18 protein-coding genes are annotated in these 18,182 nt (G+C 63.2%); 6 read left to right on the forward strand and 12 right to left on the reverse strand.

Annotation, left to right across the window (positions count from 1 at the left end):
- Position 1 precedes the first annotated feature (1 nt).
- The 5 genes from AArcSt11_RS07950 to AArcSt11_RS07970 form a co-directional block, all read right to left on the reverse strand.
- Positions 2 to 529: a GNAT family N-acetyltransferase gene (locus AArcSt11_RS07950; protein ID WP_250596110.1), complete on the reverse strand. Its 528-nt coding sequence runs from the start codon at positions 527 to 529 to the stop codon at positions 2 to 4.
- A 38-nt stretch (positions 530 to 567) separates the two neighbouring features.
- Positions 568 to 987 carry a hypothetical protein gene (locus AArcSt11_RS07955; RefSeq protein WP_250596111.1) on the reverse strand — a complete coding sequence of 140 codons (420 nt, stop codon included), beginning with the start codon at positions 985 to 987 and terminating at the stop codon, positions 568 to 570.
- Between the two features lie 227 nt (positions 988 to 1,214).
- Positions 1,215 to 1,517: a hypothetical protein gene (locus tag AArcSt11_RS07960; RefSeq protein ID WP_250596112.1), complete on the reverse strand. Its 303-nt coding sequence runs from the start codon at positions 1,515 to 1,517 to the stop codon at positions 1,215 to 1,217.
- Between the two features lies 1 nt (position 1,518).
- On the reverse strand, positions 1,519 to 4,296 hold the full coding sequence (gene alaS, locus AArcSt11_RS07965) for an alanine--tRNA ligase (protein ID WP_250596113.1): 2,778 nt from the start codon (positions 4,294 to 4,296) through the stop codon (positions 1,519 to 1,521).
- A 106-nt stretch (positions 4,297 to 4,402) separates the two neighbouring features.
- Complete coding sequence (locus AArcSt11_RS07970; RefSeq protein ID WP_250596114.1) at positions 4,403 to 4,975, reverse strand: hypothetical protein; 573 nt, start codon at positions 4,973 to 4,975, stop codon at positions 4,403 to 4,405.
- An 89-nt stretch (positions 4,976 to 5,064) separates the two neighbouring features.
- Between AArcSt11_RS07970 and AArcSt11_RS07975 the strand changes: the two genes are divergently transcribed.
- Complete coding sequence (locus tag AArcSt11_RS07975) at positions 5,065 to 5,574, forward strand: metallophosphoesterase (protein ID WP_250596115.1); 510 nt, start codon at positions 5,065 to 5,067, stop codon at positions 5,572 to 5,574.
- Between the two features lie 297 nt (positions 5,575 to 5,871).
- Here AArcSt11_RS07975 and AArcSt11_RS07980 read toward each other — a convergent pair whose 3' ends face one another.
- The gene (locus AArcSt11_RS07980; RefSeq protein WP_250596116.1) at positions 5,872 to 6,663 is read right to left on the reverse strand and encodes an ArsR/SmtB family transcription factor; all 792 of its coding nucleotides are present in this window, start codon (positions 6,661 to 6,663) and stop codon (positions 5,872 to 5,874) included.
- Positions 6,664 to 6,753: 90 nt separating this feature from the next.
- Between AArcSt11_RS07980 and AArcSt11_RS16950 the strand changes: the two genes are divergently transcribed.
- Positions 6,754 to 6,879, forward strand: coding sequence for a DUF7859 family protein (locus AArcSt11_RS16950; RefSeq protein WP_259371245.1), 126 nt, complete (start codon positions 6,754 to 6,756; stop codon positions 6,877 to 6,879).
- Positions 6,880 to 6,885: 6 nt separating this feature from the next.
- On the opposite strand, the gene AArcSt11_RS07985 is transcribed toward AArcSt11_RS16950, so the two are convergent.
- Positions 6,886 to 7,920, reverse strand: a complete 1,035-nt coding sequence (locus AArcSt11_RS07985) for a threonine aldolase family protein (protein WP_250596118.1) — start codon at positions 7,918 to 7,920, stop codon at positions 6,886 to 6,888.
- Positions 7,921 to 8,357: 437 nt separating this feature from the next.
- On the opposite strand from AArcSt11_RS07985, the gene AArcSt11_RS07990 reads away from it, so the two are divergent.
- The 4 genes from AArcSt11_RS07990 (at position 8,358) to AArcSt11_RS08005 (ending at position 12,335) form a co-directional block, all read left to right on the forward strand.
- Positions 8,358 to 9,134, forward strand: coding sequence for a class I SAM-dependent methyltransferase (locus AArcSt11_RS07990; RefSeq protein WP_250596120.1), 777 nt, complete (start codon positions 8,358 to 8,360; stop codon positions 9,132 to 9,134).
- Positions 9,135 to 9,278: 144 nt separating this feature from the next.
- A complete protein-coding gene (locus AArcSt11_RS07995; RefSeq protein ID WP_250596122.1) occupies positions 9,279 to 9,584 on the forward strand; it encodes a DUF433 domain-containing protein in 306 nt (101 codons plus the stop codon).
- Between the two features lie 224 nt (positions 9,585 to 9,808).
- Positions 9,809 to 10,888 (forward strand): aminopeptidase, encoded by a 1,080-nt coding sequence (locus AArcSt11_RS08000; RefSeq protein WP_250596124.1) that lies wholly within the window; start codon positions 9,809 to 9,811, stop codon positions 10,886 to 10,888.
- Positions 10,889 to 11,141: 253 nt separating this feature from the next.
- A complete protein-coding gene (locus AArcSt11_RS08005; RefSeq protein ID WP_250596126.1) occupies positions 11,142 to 12,335 on the forward strand; it encodes a carboxylate--amine ligase in 1,194 nt (397 codons plus the stop codon).
- Between the two features lie 7 nt (positions 12,336 to 12,342).
- Here the strand turns inward: AArcSt11_RS08005 and AArcSt11_RS08010 are convergent, their stop codons facing one another.
- The 5 genes from AArcSt11_RS08010 to AArcSt11_RS08030 form a co-directional block, all read right to left on the reverse strand.
- A complete protein-coding gene (locus AArcSt11_RS08010) occupies positions 12,343 to 12,750 on the reverse strand; it encodes a DUF5788 family protein (RefSeq protein ID WP_250596128.1) in 408 nt (135 codons plus the stop codon).
- 60 nt (positions 12,751 to 12,810) lie between these two features.
- Positions 12,811 to 13,491, reverse strand: a complete 681-nt coding sequence (locus tag AArcSt11_RS08015) for a DUF7504 family protein (protein ID WP_250596130.1) — start codon at positions 13,489 to 13,491, stop codon at positions 12,811 to 12,813.
- Positions 13,492 to 13,577: 86 nt separating this feature from the next.
- Complete coding sequence (locus AArcSt11_RS08020; protein ID WP_353617719.1) at positions 13,578 to 14,651, reverse strand: SDR family oxidoreductase; 1,074 nt, start codon at positions 14,649 to 14,651, stop codon at positions 13,578 to 13,580.
- Complete coding sequence (locus AArcSt11_RS08025; RefSeq protein WP_250596132.1) at positions 14,639 to 16,225, reverse strand: succinic semialdehyde dehydrogenase; 1,587 nt, start codon at positions 16,223 to 16,225, stop codon at positions 14,639 to 14,641. The genes AArcSt11_RS08020 and AArcSt11_RS08025 overlap by 13 nt, the downstream gene beginning before the upstream one ends.
- Positions 16,226 to 16,325: 100 nt before the next feature.
- On the reverse strand, positions 16,326 to 18,068 hold the full coding sequence (locus AArcSt11_RS08030; RefSeq protein ID WP_250596133.1) for a nitrite/sulfite reductase: 1,743 nt from the start codon (positions 18,066 to 18,068) through the stop codon (positions 16,326 to 16,328).
- Positions 18,069 to 18,182 lie beyond the last annotated feature (114 nt).

Here is an 18,182-nt window from a genome sequence, read left to right on the forward strand (position 1 = left end):
ACTACGCTATGGGTCGTCGCATGATCGTCGACGGATAGGGGAGACTGAACAGTTCGACGACGCGCTCGTCGACCGGGTCGAAGCCTTCCGAGCGGTAGAATTTTCGCCCACCTGTGTTATCGCTGAGTACTTCGACCAGCACGGCGTCCGTGTCCCCTTGTAGCCGTTCAATCCCCGCCTCGACCAGCTCGGAGCCCACGCCCGCCCGCCAGTGGTCCGGATCGATGTACAGCGACTGGAGCTGTGTCTCCCCCTCGTCGGGTGCAACGAACGAGTGCGTCTCGGGTCCGGTGGCGAACTGGACCTCGCCGATGACCGCGCCGTCGACGATCGCTACCAGAAACCACAGCTCGTCGGTATCCATCGCCTGTTCCAGCGAATCCGCAGGAAGGAACCGTTCCTCGTCCCCGATAAACGAGAGTGCGTCCGGAGAGAGGAGATCGGCGTACGCGGCCCGCCAGGAGTCGCTGACGACGCGCTGGATCGTTGGAATATCCTCGCGCCGCGCCGGGCGGATCCTGACTCCCATCCCGTAAGACAACGATTTCGCCGCGGATATATCACCGCCTACTCCGAGCTCCTTGCAGCCGCGTAGTAGCGCAGGTTTCTGGCGCTGAAGACGCCGAAGGCGGTGAAGTAGCCGATCACACCGATCACCAGCAGCCGGGGTGTGCTGTTGAGTCCGATCCACTGGACCGTCTGTGCGGTCAGTAGCGTCGCGAGCAGACAGACGGCGAGGATGACGGCGGCATCCGCAAGAATACCGTCGACGCCCTTCTGCTCGTGGTACTCCCGAAACGGGAACTGTCCGGTGACCAGTGCGCCGAAAAAGACGACCGGGACGACGACCAGCGAGAGTCCGATCGCGTCCGCCGTTGCCGGGGTGATGCCGTAGGGCAGCGTCTGTGCGACCACCGCATACGCGATCGCGGCGGCGACCATGGCGAGGATCGTGACGAGGAGTCGCTGGAGCCGAAACGGGTTCATGCCCGCGTCTGCTCGCCGAACCGTGATAAAATCCGCTATCCCCGCCGGCCGAGGTGGTCGGTCCCAGCCTGTTTTCGATCACGGGAGTGTAACATTGTAACATTATTTACAACGTTACACGCCCGCAGAGCTATCGATCGAAGTCCTATTCCGGCCGGGAGTGAGTCGGAGAACCCGTACGCCACGCCATAGTGAGACCAGAACCCGTACGCCACGTCACTTCGTTTTCAGTCCGCCCGCTCGTCGAGCCGCGTCTCGACGTCCTGAACCAGCACTGTCACCGCCCGTGCCCGCTTCCGTTCGGCGTCGGTCGAGTCCCGCGCGGCCGTCACTTCCTCAACGAGTTCGGCGTCAGGTGCCGTCGTCGAGAGCGACAGGATCTGGTCACAGACATCGCCGGTCAGATCGGGGACCCTGTCGCTCACACTCGCCCAGACCTGCTCGTTTTCCGGTGGGTCGGCCCGCGCTCTGGCGTCGGCCACGAGGTCGTCGATCAGCGCGTCGTAGGCGGCTCTGGTGTCTATGTCCATCTCAGGCGTCCTGTACCTGCTGGAGCACGTCCGGGGCGCTGGCGAGGGCGTCCTCCAGCTTCTCCGTGTCGGGGCCGCCGCCCTGTGCGAAGTCCGGTGGCCCACCGCCGCCGCCGCCGACCTCGCTCGCGAGTTGGCTGACGACCTCGCCCGCGTTGACCGCCACGTCGTCGGGGACCGCGACGACGAACTGTGCGCCGTCCGCGGTACTGCCGAGCACGGCGACTTTCCCCTCGTCGACGATGGCGTTGGCCGTCGCCCGGAGCTCGTCGACGTCGCCGTCGAGACGCTGGACCACGGCGGTCACGTTGCCGATCTCGAACTCCGAGGCGTCCGCACCGCCGCCAGCTCGCACTTCCGCGAGCTCTTCCTGTAATTCCTCGATGCGCTTGCCCCGGGCTTTCCACTCGGTGAAAAAGCGCTCTGCCGTTTCGGGCACCTCGGTCGGCGTCACGTCGAGGATCTCGGCGGACTCATAGAGGGCGTCTTCGGTCTCCTGGGTGCCCTCGATCGCGGCCTGTCCGGCCGAGAACACGAGTCGCTCGACGCCATCCTGGACGCGCTCGGCCGACCGGATCTTGATCGTGCCGATCTCGCCAGTTCGACCGACGTGCGTGCCACCGCAGGCTTGCACGTCGTCCTCGACGTGGATCAGTCGGATCTTCTCGCCCGGCGGGATGCCGCCCTGATAGAGATCGAAGCCGTACTCGGCTTCCGCGTCGTTACGGTGGGGCCACTCCTGGGTGATCTGGTGGTTGCCCATCACGAGGTCGTTGGCGACGCGCTCGATCTCCTTGACGTCCTCGCGGGTGATCCGCTCGTAGTGGCGCATGTCGATCCGCGAGGAGTCGACGCCTTTCTGCGCGCCAGCCTGTCGGATGTGCTCGCCGAGGACACGCCGGGCGCTATGGATCACGAGGTGGGTCGCCGTGTGATTTCGCATGAGCTGTCGGCGGCGCTCGCCGTCGATCTGTCCACGAACCATCGACCCCCGATCGAGCGCGTCGTCGGCGCGGTGGACGACAACACCGTCCTCGCTCTGGGTATCGGTGACGCTCACCGTCGCGTCGTCGGTCGAGAGCGTCCCGACATCGCCGGGCTGGCCACCGCCCTCGGGGTAGAACATCGTCTGGTCGAGCACGATATCGTAGCCGCCCTCGCGCTCGAACACGTCGAGGACGACCGCCTCGAACTCGGTCCCCTGCTGGTCGTCGTAGTACAGTTTCTCCGTTTCTGGCAGGTCCTCGAACCGGTCGTCGATGCTGTCAGCCGACAACCCTCCGCCGGTTGCGTCGTCGTGACGCTCGGCGACGAGACTGTAGAAGTCGTCCGGTACGGCGACGCTTGCACCCTTTTCGGCAGCAATCTCCTCAACCATATCGGGCTGGATCCCATGGGAGTCGTACAGTTCGATCAGCTCCTCGGTCGGCACCGGCTCGCCCTTCTCGCTGTACTCCTCGGCAAGCTGTTCGACCCGTCGTGAGCCGCGTTCGAGCGTCTCGCGGTACTTTTCGACCTCGCTGCGGACTACGTCCCGGATCGTATCGCGGTTCTCGTAGCCCAGTCGTTCCGCCTGCATGTCGACGAGTTCGTCGAGGGGGGCGTCGACGCCGACGCTGTCGACCAGCCGCTTTGTCCGGCGAAGGACCATCCGTGCGAGATAGCCCGTCCCGACGTTCGAGGGGACGATCTCGTCGCCGAGCATGTACGCAAGCGTCCGGCAGTGGTCAGCGATGGCGTAGATGTCTTCGAGGGGTTCGAGCAGGTCCTCAAGCTCCGCGACGTCGACGCCGACCTGTTCGGCGATCTCGCCGCGGGCTGCTTCGAGATCCTCGGCCTCGTCGATGTCCATCTTCCCGGCGAGCTTCGAGGCCTCGTGGATGATCCGCGCCTCCTCGTCGGTGTGGTCGATCCCGGCGTTGTCTTTCAGGAACTCGATGGCGTCGGGGTAGACGGCCTCGTAGACCGTCGGCGTGCCCTGGCTGACCCAGGTCCACCGTTCCAGTCCATAGCCGGTATCGACGACGTAGGTGTCCATCTCGGAGTAGCAGTTGCCGTCTTTCATCTCGTACTCACCGTCGGGATCCTGTTCGAGCGACATGAAGACGAGCGTCGCCAGCTCGACGCCCCGATAGATGACCTCGATGGCGGGCCCGGCGTTGCCGCCGCCGACCCACGGGTCCTCGATGTAGATCACTTCGTCGAGGTCGACGCCGACCGCCTCGAAGAGGCCGTCACAGTACTCGACAGTTTCGTTCTTCCAGTAGACTTCGCCGTGGTAGGCGTACTCGTCCTCGTCGACCTCCGCTTTCGTGTTGAACGCGTGATGGGCCATCATCTCGAAGGCCATCGTGTGGCGGCCCGTCTTGCCCACGTTGTCGATGTCCTGCATCCGGATGCAGGGCTGGGAGATGGTAAGCGGGTTCGCGGGCGGCGGCGTCTGCCCGCTCGTAACCAGCGGCTGGAAGTCGTAGATCGACGCCTGCGTGAGCAAGACGTCGTCGCGCCAGCGGTTCGCCGCAACGGGGTAGGGGTCGACGCGCTCGTGTCCCTGCTCCTCGAAGTAGGTGAGGAACTGCTCGCGCATCTCGGTCAGGCTGAACTCATCCTCGAAGCCGGTGTCGTCCATGAACGAGTACTCGCCACACGGCGGCTCGCCACACGTCTCCCGCTCGTGATCGCGGGTCCAGAAGTGTGCACCACACTCCGGACACTGCTTGCGGACGAAGTCCTCCTCCTCGAAATACTCGAGGCGGTACGCCTCCTCCAGTTGACTCATTACTCGCACGTGGCTTCGCAGAGAGTAAAACTGTTCCGCACCGGCGCTGGCGGGCGTGACAGCGTCGTCGAGCGGGCTGCGGTCGGCAATGGTAGTCAGCCACAGATCAGTCGACGATCCGCCACGTCCCATCGTCCCGCCCGACGCCGGGCAGTTCGGCGAGCCGTGGTTCGATGCAGTTCCACCACGCCCCGGCGCTCCCGTATCCGGCGCTGTGTGCTGGGTAGACGTCCTCGCGGAACGCGCCCGCATCGACCGGTCCCTGCTCGCGCAAGTACTCGTAGGCCGCTCGAACGGCGTTACGCCGCCACTCGCGCATCAGCTCGCTCGCCCCGGGGAACGACAACTCGTCCAGCGCGTCCTCAATAGCCTCGCTGTCGTCGACCACGAGGTTGACGGAGCCGCCAGCGAGTCGTTCTTCGGGGAGATACCATAGATCCACTGTGAGAGCGTCGAGCTCCTCGCTCGTGAGCCGCTGTTCGGGGTCATCACGGCCCCGTACCGCTCTGTGACACAGTGCATCCCGATCGACCAGCGCTGCGAGGGTCGCCCGGGCCGTCTCGACGTCGAGTCCTGATTCGGCGGCGACGCTCTCGGCAGTCCGGGGCGTCGCGTCCTCGAACGTCGCGAGTACCCGGTCGGCGTGGTCGAGTGGCGTCTCCTCGCCCTCGGTCGGCATACGCGCCCGTTCTGGGGCCGCGTTCATGGACCTTCGGGTTCCCGACGCGAGCCGAAAGACAGGTTTCGGTCGCACGCGTCGGTTCGGATATGCTCACTATCTGTTCGGACACGCACAGCCACGATGGCCATGCACTTACCGGCCGGACTCTCGAAGCGGTCCGCGACGCCGATCACGTGATTCACGCCGGAGATTTCACGTCGACGAGCGCGCTCGACGCCTTTCAGCAGGAAGCGCAACGACTGGATGCGGTGCATGGAAATGCCGACCAGATGGCGGTACGGGACCGGCTCCCGACGGATCGAACTGTCGAGTACGAGGGTGTCAGATTCGCCGTCACGCATCGCAAGCGTGGCGGTGCGACCGCGCTTGCCCTGTTCGGTCGTCAGCGTGACGCCGACGTGGTCGTCTCGGGCCACTCCCACCAGCCGTCGGTCGCCGACGCGGACGGGCTCACGCTCCTCAATCCGGGCAGCCACGCCGACCCGCGGGGGAATAGGCCGAGTCATGCCGAACTGGAACCAGCTGCTGGTGGACTGGATGGGCGGCTCTGCCAGCCGGACGGAACCGTCTTCGAGGAGTTCAGAATCGAGCCGTAGTGTCAGCGAAGACGGAACCGGGCCGTAGCGTCAGCAGGGACAGAATCGAGCCGGAGCGTCAGCGAGGACCGGTCGAGAGTGACCAGTGCGGCCCGGCGGCGTTGCGGGCCAGCGACGACGCCGGGCCGCGAGGTGGAGGGCTATGGGCCGCGGGGGTGGGCGGCAGCGACCGTTCGTCGCTGTCAGGGCAGCGAAACGGCCGCACGGAGAGCCGGTCGGCAGCTACGTCCAGTATCGGACGCAACCATGCATACGGGGACAGGGGAAAAGTAGCCACCGTAGACTCAAAGAGCAGTTTTACCTATTGATCCGGACGTACCAGAGCAGGAACCACGCGGCCATAACGGTCGCGCCACCCGCGAAAAAGAGCGCGCCGGGTGGTAATCCCGAGATACCGATCAGCCCGAAGTCGTCCTCGACGAACGGAATGTCGAATCCATCGTCTTCGGCTGTCGTCGGCTCGGCATCATCGTCTTCCTCCACGTCGTCGGCTGGCGCATCGTCACCGGGTGGGGCATCCTCCTCGTCGTCGGTTGCGATATCGAACTCCTCCTCTTCTTCCTCCGGAGCCCCCGCGTCTCCGTCTGTCGGTTCCTCTTCGTCGTCTTCCGCGGTCGCCGGAGCACCGTCATCAGCGCCCCCGAGTATCCCTTCGCCCGCGAGCGCCTGGACGAACAGGCTCCCGGCTGCAAGCGCGCCGATGCCGCCGACCAGTCGCTTGAGCGCGGCTCGGAGACCGGTCTCTTTGGACTCGTCGCCAGCGAAGACGACCAGCGGCTGGTCGGTCGGGCCGTAGACGTTCATCTCGCGACCCTTCTCGGAGTAGGCGGTGTCGATTACGCGGACGACGTTTGCGTCCTCCAGCTTGCCGAGGTGATACTGGGCGTTCTGCAGGGAGGTATCGACGCGGTTGGCCAGCTCCGAGGGCGTTCCGGGATCGTCGTGCAGGGCGGTCAGCAGCTGCCGCGCGGTGTTCGCCGAGAGCGCGGCGAGCACGTCGTCGGCTTCGTCGCTGTCGATCCCGACTACTCTGGGGGCCCCGTCGTCGGCCGTGGAGGTGTCGGGGAAGGAGGGCAGTAGATCGGCCATAGTACGGATTCGACGGTCTATCGGCATGAATTTTCTGCACGCTCACGGCACGCCGAAACGCATTAGTTCGGCCCGGATGAACTCGGTAGTATGCTCACAGATCCGTTCTTCCTCGGCCTCGTCGGCATCTTCGTCGGCCTGTTCCTGTTCTTTTTCCTGTTAATTCGCAGGACCATGCTGTCGTTCAAGGAAGGCGTTGACAATTCACAGCGCTGATCCGGGCTACGATTTTTGGACTGTCGCCGCAACCGTCTCGACGGCATCGACAGCTTGCTCGATATCTTCACGATCGACGTCGAGATGCGTACAGAACCGAACCGTCGACTCACCGAACTCGCTCGCCAGCACGTCCCGGGATTCGAGCGCGTCACAGAACGCCGCGACACTCATCCCCAGCCCGCTCGTCTCGGCGAGTACGATGTTTGTCTCCGGCTCCTGCACGTCGAGTCCCTCGATTACCTCCAGTCCCTCGGCGAGTAGCCGGGCATGGTCGTGATCCTCGTCTAGCCGATGGCGGTTCTCCAGCGCCTCCAGACCCGGCGCGGCGATAATCCCCGCCTGGCGCATCCCGCCGCCGAAGAGCTTTCTCACTCTGCGTGCCTCGGCGACGAAGGACTCGCTCCCGGCCAGCATCGAGCCGACCGGCGCGCCCAGCCCCTTCGAGAGACAGAACATGACCGAGTCGACCTCCCGGGTGAGCCGCTCGGCCGGGACGTCGTGGGCGGTCGCGGCGTTGAACAGGCGCGCGCCGTCGAGATGGACTGGTACGTCGAGGTCGTGGGCCGCATCCGCGGCAGCGTCGATCAGCCCGGGGGCGATGGCGATCCCGCCCCTGCTGTTATGGGTGTTTTCAAGGGTTAGCAGTCCGGTTCCGGGTCGGTGAAGATCTTCGTCGACATGGCCTGCCCGGATCGCGTCGGGCGAGGGGATCCCCCGATCACCACCGTCGATGGTCCGCGTCTGGACCTGTGCGTGCTGGGCCAGCCCGCCGAGTTCCCACTTGTAGACGTGACTCTCCTCCTCGATCAGCACCTCCTCGCCTCGCTCGGTGTGGACGCGCACCGCGATCTGGTTACCCATCGTCCCGCTCGGTACGAACAGCGCGGCCTCGAAGTCCGCGATCTCGGCCGCCCGGCGCTCTAGCTCGGCGACTGTGGGATCTTCCTCGTAGACGTCGTCGCCGACCTCGGCATCTGCCGCGGCGGCGCGCATCGACTCGTCGGGCGTCGTGACCGTGTCGCTGCGGAGATCGATCATGGGGCATTTTCGGGCGTCCACCGCAAATAGCCTTGGTCGGGATGACGGCTGGCCGCGGTGCTGTCCCGAACCAGCCGACAAGCGTGCGTATATAATGTAACATTGTAACATTATTTACTACGTCACATGCCGGTCGAGCAGGGGTCTGGAACCGATTGAGCAGCTACGTCGGCGGGGAGTTCCTCGAACGTCCCTGCCCCAGTATCCATCCGATAGCGCCCCGTCCCCCCAGCCGTCTGCGACACTCACTCGACAGAGGGAGACAGACCTGTGGTACGGAGCCAGGGGGTATCTGATAGAGTTGGCGAGCAAAACAAGGCAGATAGTTTCATTTTGATCAACGTGAACTGGCTATTAGCCAGCCGTGCATACTTCCTGAACTGGAGAGATTATCCGATACCAATATCACCATCATACCTTCTGAAAAAATATCATACATGCCTGATTCTGACCCCCGCGTTGCTGAGCACTACGATGACCTCGCGGGCTACTGGGTACAGATTACTGATTCGCCATCTCGACAGCAGCTACTCTGGCCAACGCTGACGGAACTACTGCCAAACTTGGCTGACCGCCGAGTCCTTGATGCAGGCTGCGGTTCAGGCGTTTACACGGCGAAAATCGCTGAGAGGGGAGCTGATGTCGTCGGTGTCGATATCAGTGAGCAAATGGTACGGGAAGCACAAAATCGAGCCCCAGATGCAGAGTTTCGGCAGGCAAATCTCGGGGAACCTTTGGAATTCATCGAAGACAGTTCTGTTGATGTGGTTCTGTGTCAACACGTCTTCTCACATCTCGAAGAATTATCGACTCCGCTGGCCGAATTCGCTCGTATCTTGTCCGAAGATGGCGTTCTCGTAGTTTCCACGCATAACCCAGTCCACGATTATTCTGTCGTTCGGGATGGACAGTATCCGACGACTGGGGAGGAAGCCGACGTAGAGGCGGTCGTTGAAACCGGCCCAGACGCCCCACAATATGATGCGACCGAGCGATATGATATACGCTGGATCGCCGAGGGTGGCGAAAACCGGGGCACGTACTATCGTCGGTCGATCGAGGAGCTATTCACATCAATTATCGACGCCGGGTTCAGTATTCAGAGTGTCGTAGAACCAACCCCCGATAATACGTTTAAACGCGATTATCCACAACTTGCCCAAGCGCTTCAAAATCATCCGCCAGAGTCTATTTGCCTCCGAGCACAACGATAATTGAGTTGCCTTTGTCGAACGATCGGCACATCTGGTCTGTTGGTGGCACCCCTGTACAGCATACGTGCCCTGAACCCCACAGATCCCCCGGACTGACAGCCTCTCCGGCAAAGACTGAAGCTCACTGCAATGATATTCTACAGTATGTCGAAGCAGATGAACACCGTCGTCTCAGGTGACGAGTCGGAGATTCACGACGAACCCCATATTCGAGACCGACGAATCACCGTGAGCCACGTCCATGGGCTGGTCGAAGAGCGCGGCCTCGACGCCCAGACGGTTGCGGACCGTTTTGACCTCACTGCTTCGGACGTCTACCACGCACTGGCGTACTATCACGATCACCCCGAAAAGATGCGGACGGTCGAAAAACGCCGTCGAGAGCTACACGAAGCCGCTGAAGAGGACCCGAGAATTGTCACCGGCCCGGAGGATCTTCCAGAATCGTAATCATGGGGGTGTCGTTTATATCATCCAGCGCGTTCCGGAAGCGTTCCCCAATCGGGACGCGATGGACACAGTGACGTACCTTACTACGGATTGGCTTTGATTCAGGAGTGAAGTCAGTGGGCAGTGAGTTCGTGACGAGGTAGCCGACCTCTGTGCGGCCCATCCCCTGTACGAGTAGTTCCGGGAACCGAACGATTTTCCACGATGCCGGACCAGATGCGGGTATGGACCCGCGAATCCGCGAACACGCAGAGATCATCGCGCATCACTCCGTTGACCTGCAGGCGGGCGACGACGTCGTCATCACCGCGCCGCCGGTCGCCGACGATCTGGTCGTTGCGCTTCACGAGGTTATCGGCGACGTGGGCGCGAACCCGATCAGCCTCTCCAGCGACGATCGCGCCCAGCGCGCGTACCTTCGCGCGAGCGAGGAGGACGACTTCGAGACGCCGAGTCACACCGAGGCGCTCATCGAGGAGACGGACGTCTACATCGCCATCCGGGCCAACGAGAACGTCACCGAGACCAGCGACGTCGACGCCGAGATCAACGCCGCCTACCGGCGCGCCCAGAAGCCGATCACCGCCGAGCGGCTCTCCAAGCGCTGGTGTCTCACGCAGTTCCCCGCGCCCGCGAACGCCCAGCTCGCCGAACTCTCCACCGAGGGCTACGAGAACTTCGTCTGGGACGCCGTCAACAAGGACTGGGACGAACAGCGCGAGTTCCAGGCCAACATGGTCGAGATTCTCGACCCCGCAGACGAGGTCCGGATCAAAAGCGGCGACACCACCGACGTCACGATGTCGGTCGCGGGCAACCCCGTGCTCAACGATTACGGCGAAAAGAATCTCCCCGGCGGCGAGGTCTTTACCGCGCCCGTCGCCGACAGCGTCGAGGGCGAGGTGCTGTTCGACAAGCCGCTCTACCATCAGGGCCGCGAGGTCACCGGCGTCTACCTCGAATTCGAGGACGGCGAAGTCGTCGATCACGCGGCCGACAAGAACGAGGAGGTCCTGACAGAAGTGCTCGAAACGGACGAAGGAGCGCGTCGGCTCGGCGAACTCGGGATCGGAATGAACCGCGAGATCGACCAGTTCACCTACAACATGCTGTTCGACGAGAAGATGGGCGATACCGTCCACATGGCGGTCGGGCGCGCCTACGAGGATACCGTCGGCGAGGACAACGAACAGAACGACAGCGCGGTTCACGTCGATATGATCGTCGATATGAGCGAAGACTCGCGGATCGAGGTTGATGGTGAAGTGGTGCAGGAAGACGGGAGCTTTGTGTTCGAGGAGTAGGACCGCGAGCGGAGCGAGCGGCTTTTTGGCCGAAGGCTCTGTGAGTTGCTCATATCTCTGGTGAACCGCCTCGGGGTCAAGTGGTTCGAGACGCAGAGCGCCTCGTCATCACGGAAGCCGAAGTCTTCCGGACGACCCCGAGGCACTCGGTCTGCTCAACCTGTAGAACTGTACGTAGCTGATAGTCGACTCGCAACTAACTGGTACAAACGAATGACCGTCACGCAACGGATATCGACACAGGGAGACACTGATGCAAGCAGAACGCAAGTTTGGAGAGACGGTCATCGTCCCGGAGGGAGGTCCAAGCTCGGTCGCCTGCCTCCGGGCACTCGGCGAGCACGGGATCCGGACGATCGGCATCTCGGAATCGGAGCAGGCACCTGCACTCGCCTCAAAACACTGTACTGAACGTCGGACCGTCCCGGACCCGAAAAAAGACCGGGAGGGGTTTCGAGACGCACTGCTGGAGCTTGCAGCACGTGCAGACGTCAGAGCGATCGCGCCGATGCGCGAGGTGGACGTGTTCACGCTGGCACGGTATCGCTCCGAGTTTACCGACCATCTGCTGCCGACCTGGCCCGACTTCGAGACGCTCCGGGATGTCCACGACCGGACGCGGCTGGTAGAGATCGCAGCAGACGCTGGCGTGGCGACGCCGAGGACGCGCCTGCTCAGCGAGACCGACGACTGGGACCGAAAACAGGTTGTCAAGCCTCGATTCGCGCTGCTGGCGGAGGAGTACGAGGAGTCGATGCCGCCGGATCGGCTCGGCAGTCCGGGATCGGCCGAACTCCTCCAGCCCGGCGTCGAGCCAAATCGCGAACAACTCCGCGAACAGATGGGTCACGAGCCGATCGTCCAGGAGTACGTTCCGGGCTCGGAGTACGCGCTCTGGGCGCTGTACGATGACGGCGAGGCGGTGGCAACCTGCGGCAAACATCAGTTGCGGGCCTACAAGTACAGCGGCGGGACGAGCATCGCCCGGGAGACGACATCGATCCCCGCACTGGAGCGTGCTGGCCGGGCAGTGCTCGACGCGCTGGAGTACGACGGCCCGGCATCGGTCCAGTTCGTCAGGAACGAGCGGACCGACGAGTTCACGCTACTGGAGGTGAACCCCCGGTTCTGGCTCTCGCTGTCCTGTCCGGTCGTCGCCGGACTCGACTTTCCGCAGCTGTTCTGGCAGCTTGCCGGGGGCGAAACGGTTGACAGCGTGCCCTCGTACGAGGACGGCGTCGCGACGCATCTACTTCGCGGCGAGGCAGTCCACCTCCACAGCGTGCTCCGAGACGAGTTCCCGCTGGTCGATCCCCCGCCGTTCACCGAGGCGCTCCGGGATGTCGCGGTCTCACTCTACGAGGAGCCGAATTTCGATTATCTGAGTCTCGATGACCCCCGTCCGTTCGTGAAGGACGTGCAGAACGTCGTGCCGTTCGGCGAGTAGCGAGGGGTTAGCCGGAGACGGATTCGAGGAAATCCATCCACTGCTTGTAATCGTTGACATTTACCGAGTGTGATCGCTTGCCGTAGCGCTGGCCCCGAAGGCTATCGAGCGCGTTGAGCGCGCGGTCGATCCCGACGATGGTATCGGCAATCTCCTGTCCCTGCTTGTAGCTCATCTCCTCGGTTTCCAGTTGCTCGACCAGTTCCATGCGCTCGGCTTTCAGTGCCCGCTTCGTGTCAAGCACCAGTTCTTTGGCGTCATCGGGAATCCCCTCGACGCGACGCGTTTCGATCAGGAACTCCTGGAGGTCGAGCTCCTCGCCGTTGACGGTGATTGTGTCGGGCGTCTTGGCGCCGATCGTCGAACTCTGTCTGTTGATCCGCTTGAGTAGTCGTTCGCGTTCCGACTCGTCCATATGCGGGCATTGCTACGCGCGAGCAAAAGCGTTCGCCGCGTCCCCAACTGCTGAGAACGCTCAGACGAACCCTCGAATGTCGAACGCGCTATCGTACTCCGCGAGATCGAACCACTCGGCGGGCGTTTCGGGCGAGCCCCGGAGGCGAACCTGCCGTTTGCCCCCTCGCTTTCTGACCTCGATCATCCCTTCGGACAGGTGTTTGAGTTTTGTGACGTCGCTCGTGGCGGTGACGTTCGTAAACACCGGGAAGAGCTGCAACCCGGTCGTCGAGCCGCCTTCGAGCATCACCTGGTGTGCAAACCGCATGAGTGTTGACGAGTCGGCACTAACCAGCGGCGTGGTTAGCGTATCAAAGAGCAGGTGAACGGTGTCGTACTCGACTGCGAGCGATTCGTAGCCACGCCGTAGCGCAAGCATTGCTCCACTGAAGTCGACCGGCGAACTCGTCTTCCAGACGTTCCGCTCGGGCTCCGCGTGTCGGCGATCCTTCGGCGTCCCGTCGACGACTGCGAGTCCGGATGTCGACGCGAACCGGCGTGATCGGTCGAACCGCTGCTGTACCCTGGCAGCTGTATCCTCGGTCGTAACGACGACCGCCCCCTCGTCGTTGTCGACGGCGCTACAGAGCAGTTTCTGATGGAGCGATCCGATTGTTTCGGCACACGTACCAGTAATAAGTACGCTGGCATCCGCGGGGAATGCAGCTCTGAGTTCGCTGATCTGCTTGGTTCTGGACACGCCGACACCTGTACGCTGAGTAAACGTTCGCAACTCCCTGAAATAAATGTTGTGGGTCGTTCGCACAGTGGCGTCATCGGGGATCTCTAGTGAGCCCCATCAGCCTTCGCAAATTCGACGAAAGAGTCGACGTACGACTCGAACGGTGGTACCTCGATTTCGGTGCCCGAGAGTGCCTGACGCGTGTTCGGGCAGGCGTACCGTGTCGGGTGATCGAGATAGTCAAGCGCGGCTGGCTCGACGTTGATCTCGTAGGTGCCGAGCCACCGGGAGACACGTCGCGCGACTGACTTGGTCGTCGGCAGCCTGACGGTCCGGTGACCCGCCGCGGCTGCCATCGCATCGATGAACGCCGGAACCGAGAGGGGAGCGGGATCGCAGAGCTGGTAGACCTGACCGACCGAGTCGTCCTGTGTTCCGATCGCCGCAATGGCGTCGATGACGAAATCACGCGGCACGACGTTTAGTTCGGCGTTCGCCGATCCTGGTACGGTGAACAACAGCGATCCCCACGTCGGCTGGGCCAGTAGTAACGATAGCAGGTAGTACGGACCGTCGTATTTGTCCGTCTCTCCGGTTTCGCTATCGCCGACGACGATCGCTGGCCGGTAGATCGTTGCCGGGAGCCCCGCGGCCATCCGCTCTTGCACCGCGACTTCGGCACGATACTTCGACTCCTCGTAGTGGTTGTTGAACTTCTGGCCTTCCTGCAAGTGATCCTCGGTGAACACGCCGTCGTAGCGCCCGCTCACGTAGCAGGTGCTGACGTAGTGGAACCGTTCCACGTCGATATCTTCGGCGACGTCGAGAACATTTCGAGTCCCGCGAACGTTCACTCGATCGGCGAGTTCGGCGTCGACGGCGAGATCGTACACTGCAGCGAGGTGGTAGAGCTCCTCGATGCTCGCGAAGATCTCCGTAGAATTCTCGATGTCCAGACCAGTCATCGTGATGTCGCCCTCGTACAGCTGGATCTGCCCATCCGGGCCGACCGCGTCTGTGAGCTCACAGGCGCGCCGTGTTGCCTGATCGTAGTACTTCGGCTCGACGAGACAGGCAACTGGACCGTCGCCCCGCTCCAGCAGGCGTTCGACGAGCCCCGAACCGAGAAACCCGGGGAAGCCGGTGAGCAGTACGCGGGGGTCGGTCACGACAACCACCGACGAACCCGCGTCTGTGCCCGGAGTGCTCCCGACGCAAGCCGGACGAACCACCGCCTGGGAAGGCTCGCTGGCCGTTCCATCGGGCCGAATGCCGAGGTGGCGATCGTGCGCGATTCGACATACCGGAGAAGACCGACCTCTCCGTGGCGACGTCCGAGTCCGGACTCCCCAAACCCGCCCATCGGCGCATCCATCGACGACCAGCCCACGGTGAACGGGTCGTTCACGCAGACGGTCCCGCAGTCGATCCGCCGGGCAACTGCGCGTCCGCGTTCGGTATCGCGTGTGTAGACGCTCGCGTTCAGCCCGTATTCGGAGTCGTTGGCACGGCTGACTGCTTCCTCGACACCCGAGACTGGGTAGACCGAAACGACCGGTCCGAACGTCTCCTCGCAGGCGACCTGTGAGTCTTCCGGGACACCCTCCAGCACTGTTGGCTCGTAACAGAACGGCCCCACGTCCGGGCGATATCGTCCGCCAGTGAGCACCGACGCGCCATCCTCGACTGCGCCGTCGACGTGTGCCCGAACTCGCTCCAGCTGTCGCCCGTCGATCAGCGATCCGACGTCCCCATCGTAGCCGACCCCGACGCCAAGCGAGAGTTTGCGCGTTTCGCCAACGAAGGCATCAAGGAACTCGTCGTAGACGGATTCGTCGACGTAGATCCGTTCGGGCGCGAGACAGAGCTGTCCAGCGTTCGTATACGCTCCTTTCACCGCGCCGCGGGCCGCCACCCCGATGTCGGCATCGCCGAGCACGAGCATTGGGTTTTTGCCGCCCAGCTCGAGCGAGCAATCGATCAGGTTTCGGCCCGCGCGCTCGGCGACGGTTCGTCCGGTCTCGGTGCCCCCCGTGAATGCGATGTAATCGATCCGATCGATCAGTGCAGGCCCCACTACCTCGCCCTTGCCGGTGACGACCGCGAGGACGTCGTCGGGCAGTCCGGCCTCTTCGAGCAGTTCGGCGAGCATGAGCGTCGCAAATGGGGTTCGCTCGTCGGGCTTGCAGACGACGGCGTTGCCCGCGAGCAGGGCGGGGAGCAGATCCGCCATCGAGAGTGTCATCGGGTAGTTCCACGGGCTGATCACGCCGACGACGCCGACCGGCTCGTACGTCTCGACGGCGCTCGTGAGTCCCGGAGCGGGACCGGTCCGATCGCGCTCGTCGAGCAGTCCCGGGCCGTCTTTGCCGTAGTAGCCAGCGGTGTTGACGACATCCAGCACTTCCTCGAATGCGTGTTCGCGCGCTTTCCCCGTCTCGACCTGAATCGCGTCGAGAAGTTCCTCGCGACGATCCAGCACGAGGTCGGCGAACCGATAGAGCACCTGTGCTCGTTCCTCGGGCCGACGCTCCGCCCACGCATCCTGCGCACTTTGCGCACGCTCGACGGCAGCGTCGACGTCCGCAGCCTCGCAGGCAGGCACGGTCCCGACCACTTCGTCGGTCACCGGGGTCCGGACATCGATCGACTCTCGCTCTCCGGCCGTCGATATTCGATCACCAAGCACGTCGAGGTGGGAACTGGAGAGCACTGCCGAGGCGAGGATCGTCGACTGCAATCGAGAGGACATGTCGATACCAAAGAACTACACGGACTACTGTCTACCGCCCGGATCCGAGAGGAAAGACCGTCACGTCGACGGGGTACTAGAGAAGAGCGGGCCGAACGGATCAGTCGTCCGCCGGCGATGGGCTCGCGTCGAGGCTGTCGTCCTCGGCGTAGGGGTACCAGGTCCGTTTGGTGTTGTGCATGTACGGATCCTCGTAGCTCGTCTCCTCGGGATCGATGATGTCGTCGAGCGTCTCGTCGTCGAGTCGAGCGATGTAATCACGGAACGTCTCCTCACCGTTGCGCTCCGATTCGAATTTCGCCAGCAGGTTCTCGATGGCGCCAGGCACCTCGTCGGCCGGGACGCGCTCGGCGACCCACTCGGCGAACTGCGGGTTCTCTCCGAGGCCGCCACCGAGGCCGATGTCGAGCGCTTCGACCGGCTCGCCGTCCTTGCGCGTCTTCATGCCGCGCAGGGAGACGTCGGCGATCTGGGGCTGGGCACACGATGCCGTACAGCCCGAGAGGTGGATGTGGAAGTCCTCGACGCCCCCGGGAAGCTCGACGTTCTCCTTGAGCCAGCGGGCGTAGCGAACCTGCCGGTTCTTCGTCTCGACGATCGAGAGCGAACAGAACTCCGTCCCTGTACAGGCGACCGAGCCGCGCATGAACGGATGCGGATCCGGCGAGTAGTCCTCGAGCAGGTCCTCTTCGAGCAGGGCGTCGAGGTCGTCCTCGGGGACGTCGGTGATGATCACGTTCTGTCGCTGGGAGACCCGGACCTCGCCGGAACCGTACTCCTCGGCGAGGCGGGCGAGTTCGTGGGTATCGTCCGCTCCCATCCGGCCGACCAGAACGTTGAGACCGACGTAGTAGTTGCCGTCGCGCTGTTCGTGGACGCCGACCAGATCGCCGTGTTCGTTGCCGCCGGCGTTGTAGGTGTACTGCTCGCGGAGATCCGTCCCCGCGGTTTCGAGCTCGAAGTTCACGAAGTCGTCCTGAAGGACGCGGCGGAACTTCTCGGGCCCCCATTCGTCCATCAGGAACTTGATGCGGGCGTTGTAGCGGTTCTCGCGGTCGCCGTGCTCGCGGAACAGCGCGGAGATGCCACCGGCGACGTCCGCCGCGTTCTCGGGCCGGGTGAACACGTCGAGTTCGCGGGCCAGTCGCGGCTCGTTCCGCGAGAGGCCGCCGCCCACGCGGACGTTGAACCCGCGGACTTCCTCGCCGTCGATCTCCTTGAACGCCGGTTCGAGCGCGAGGTCGTTGATGTCACCCTGTCCGGAGCCGTCCGCTGCACCAGTGACCGACACCTTCCATTTTCGTGGGAGGTTCGAGTGGTCGTCGTTGCCCTTGAACCGCTCGTTGAGCTCCATGATGACTGGCAGCGCATCGACGAACTCGGGGGCCTTTCCGGCCATCGGGTTGCCGACGATGTTCCGCCAGGAGTCACCACAGGCCTGCTGGGTCGAGAGGCCGACGGATTCGAGCTTCTCGAAGACGTCCGGAATGTCCTCGAGCCGGATCCAGTGGAGCTGGATCGACTGGCGCGTCGTCCAGTCGACGTAGGCGTTTCCGAATTCCGGGTTCGAGGCCGGGCCGGTGGCGTACTCGTTTGCGACTTCGGCGACGACCTCGGTCTGTCCCGGTTCGAGTACGCCGTTTGGCGTCCCGATCCGCATCATGAAGTAGCTCTCCTGGCCTGCGCGCTGGTGGTAGAGACCCCACCATTTGAACCGCTCGAACCACTCGTCGTGTTCCTCCTCCGGGATCGACTCCCAGCCCTCCTCGGCGAACTCCATCAGGTGCTCCCTGATCTCGTTGCCGTAGATCTCGTCTTTCCACTTTTCGACGTCAGTTGGCATATACCCACCATATGCCCTCCTTTCATAAACCACGACCTCTCGCGTCAGTTCTCCCCCCATCTACAGTGTAGCGGAAATCTTTGCCAGACACGAGACCACATGCCACGAACCGGG

This window comes from Natranaeroarchaeum aerophilus (assembly GCF_023638055.1).
GTDB lineage: Archaea > Halobacteriota > Halobacteria > Halobacteriales > Natronoarchaeaceae > Natranaeroarchaeum > Natranaeroarchaeum aerophilum.

Coding starts and splice junctions, on each gene's coding strand:
- AArcSt11_RS07950 (WP_250596110.1), bottom strand. CDS start 529: ATGGGAGTCAGGATCCGCCCGGCGCGGCGCGAGGATATTCCAACGATC.
- AArcSt11_RS07955 (WP_250596111.1), bottom strand. CDS start 987: ATGAACCCGTTTCGGCTCCAGCGACTCCTCGTCACGATCCTCGCCATG.
- AArcSt11_RS07960 (WP_250596112.1), bottom strand. CDS start 1,517: ATGGACATAGACACCAGAGCCGCCTACGACGCGCTGATCGACGACCTC.
- alaS (WP_250596113.1), bottom strand. CDS start 4,296: ATGAGTCAACTGGAGGAGGCGTACCGCCTCGAGTATTTCGAGGAGGAG.
- AArcSt11_RS07970 (WP_250596114.1), bottom strand. CDS start 4,975: ATGCCGACCGAGGGCGAGGAGACGCCACTCGACCACGCCGACCGGGTA.
- AArcSt11_RS07975 (WP_250596115.1), top strand. CDS start 5,065: ATGCTCACTATCTGTTCGGACACGCACAGCCACGATGGCCATGCACTT.
- AArcSt11_RS07980 (WP_250596116.1), bottom strand. CDS start 6,663: ATGGCCGATCTACTGCCCTCCTTCCCCGACACCTCCACGGCCGACGAC.
- AArcSt11_RS16950 (WP_259371245.1), top strand. CDS start 6,754: ATGCTCACAGATCCGTTCTTCCTCGGCCTCGTCGGCATCTTCGTCGGC.
- AArcSt11_RS07985 (WP_250596118.1), bottom strand. CDS start 7,920: ATGATCGATCTCCGCAGCGACACGGTCACGACGCCCGACGAGTCGATG.
- AArcSt11_RS07990 (WP_250596120.1), top strand. CDS start 8,358: ATGCCTGATTCTGACCCCCGCGTTGCTGAGCACTACGATGACCTCGCG.
- AArcSt11_RS07995 (WP_250596122.1), top strand. CDS start 9,279: ATGTCGAAGCAGATGAACACCGTCGTCTCAGGTGACGAGTCGGAGATT.
- AArcSt11_RS08000 (WP_250596124.1), top strand. CDS start 9,809: ATGGACCCGCGAATCCGCGAACACGCAGAGATCATCGCGCATCACTCC.
- AArcSt11_RS08005 (WP_250596126.1), top strand. CDS start 11,142: ATGCAAGCAGAACGCAAGTTTGGAGAGACGGTCATCGTCCCGGAGGGA.
- AArcSt11_RS08010 (WP_250596128.1), bottom strand. CDS start 12,750: ATGGACGAGTCGGAACGCGAACGACTACTCAAGCGGATCAACAGACAG.
- AArcSt11_RS08025 (WP_250596132.1), bottom strand. CDS start 16,225: ATGTCCTCTCGATTGCAGTCGACGATCCTCGCCTCGGCAGTGCTCTCC.
- AArcSt11_RS08030 (WP_250596133.1), bottom strand. CDS start 18,068: ATGCCAACTGACGTCGAAAAGTGGAAAGACGAGATCTACGGCAACGAG.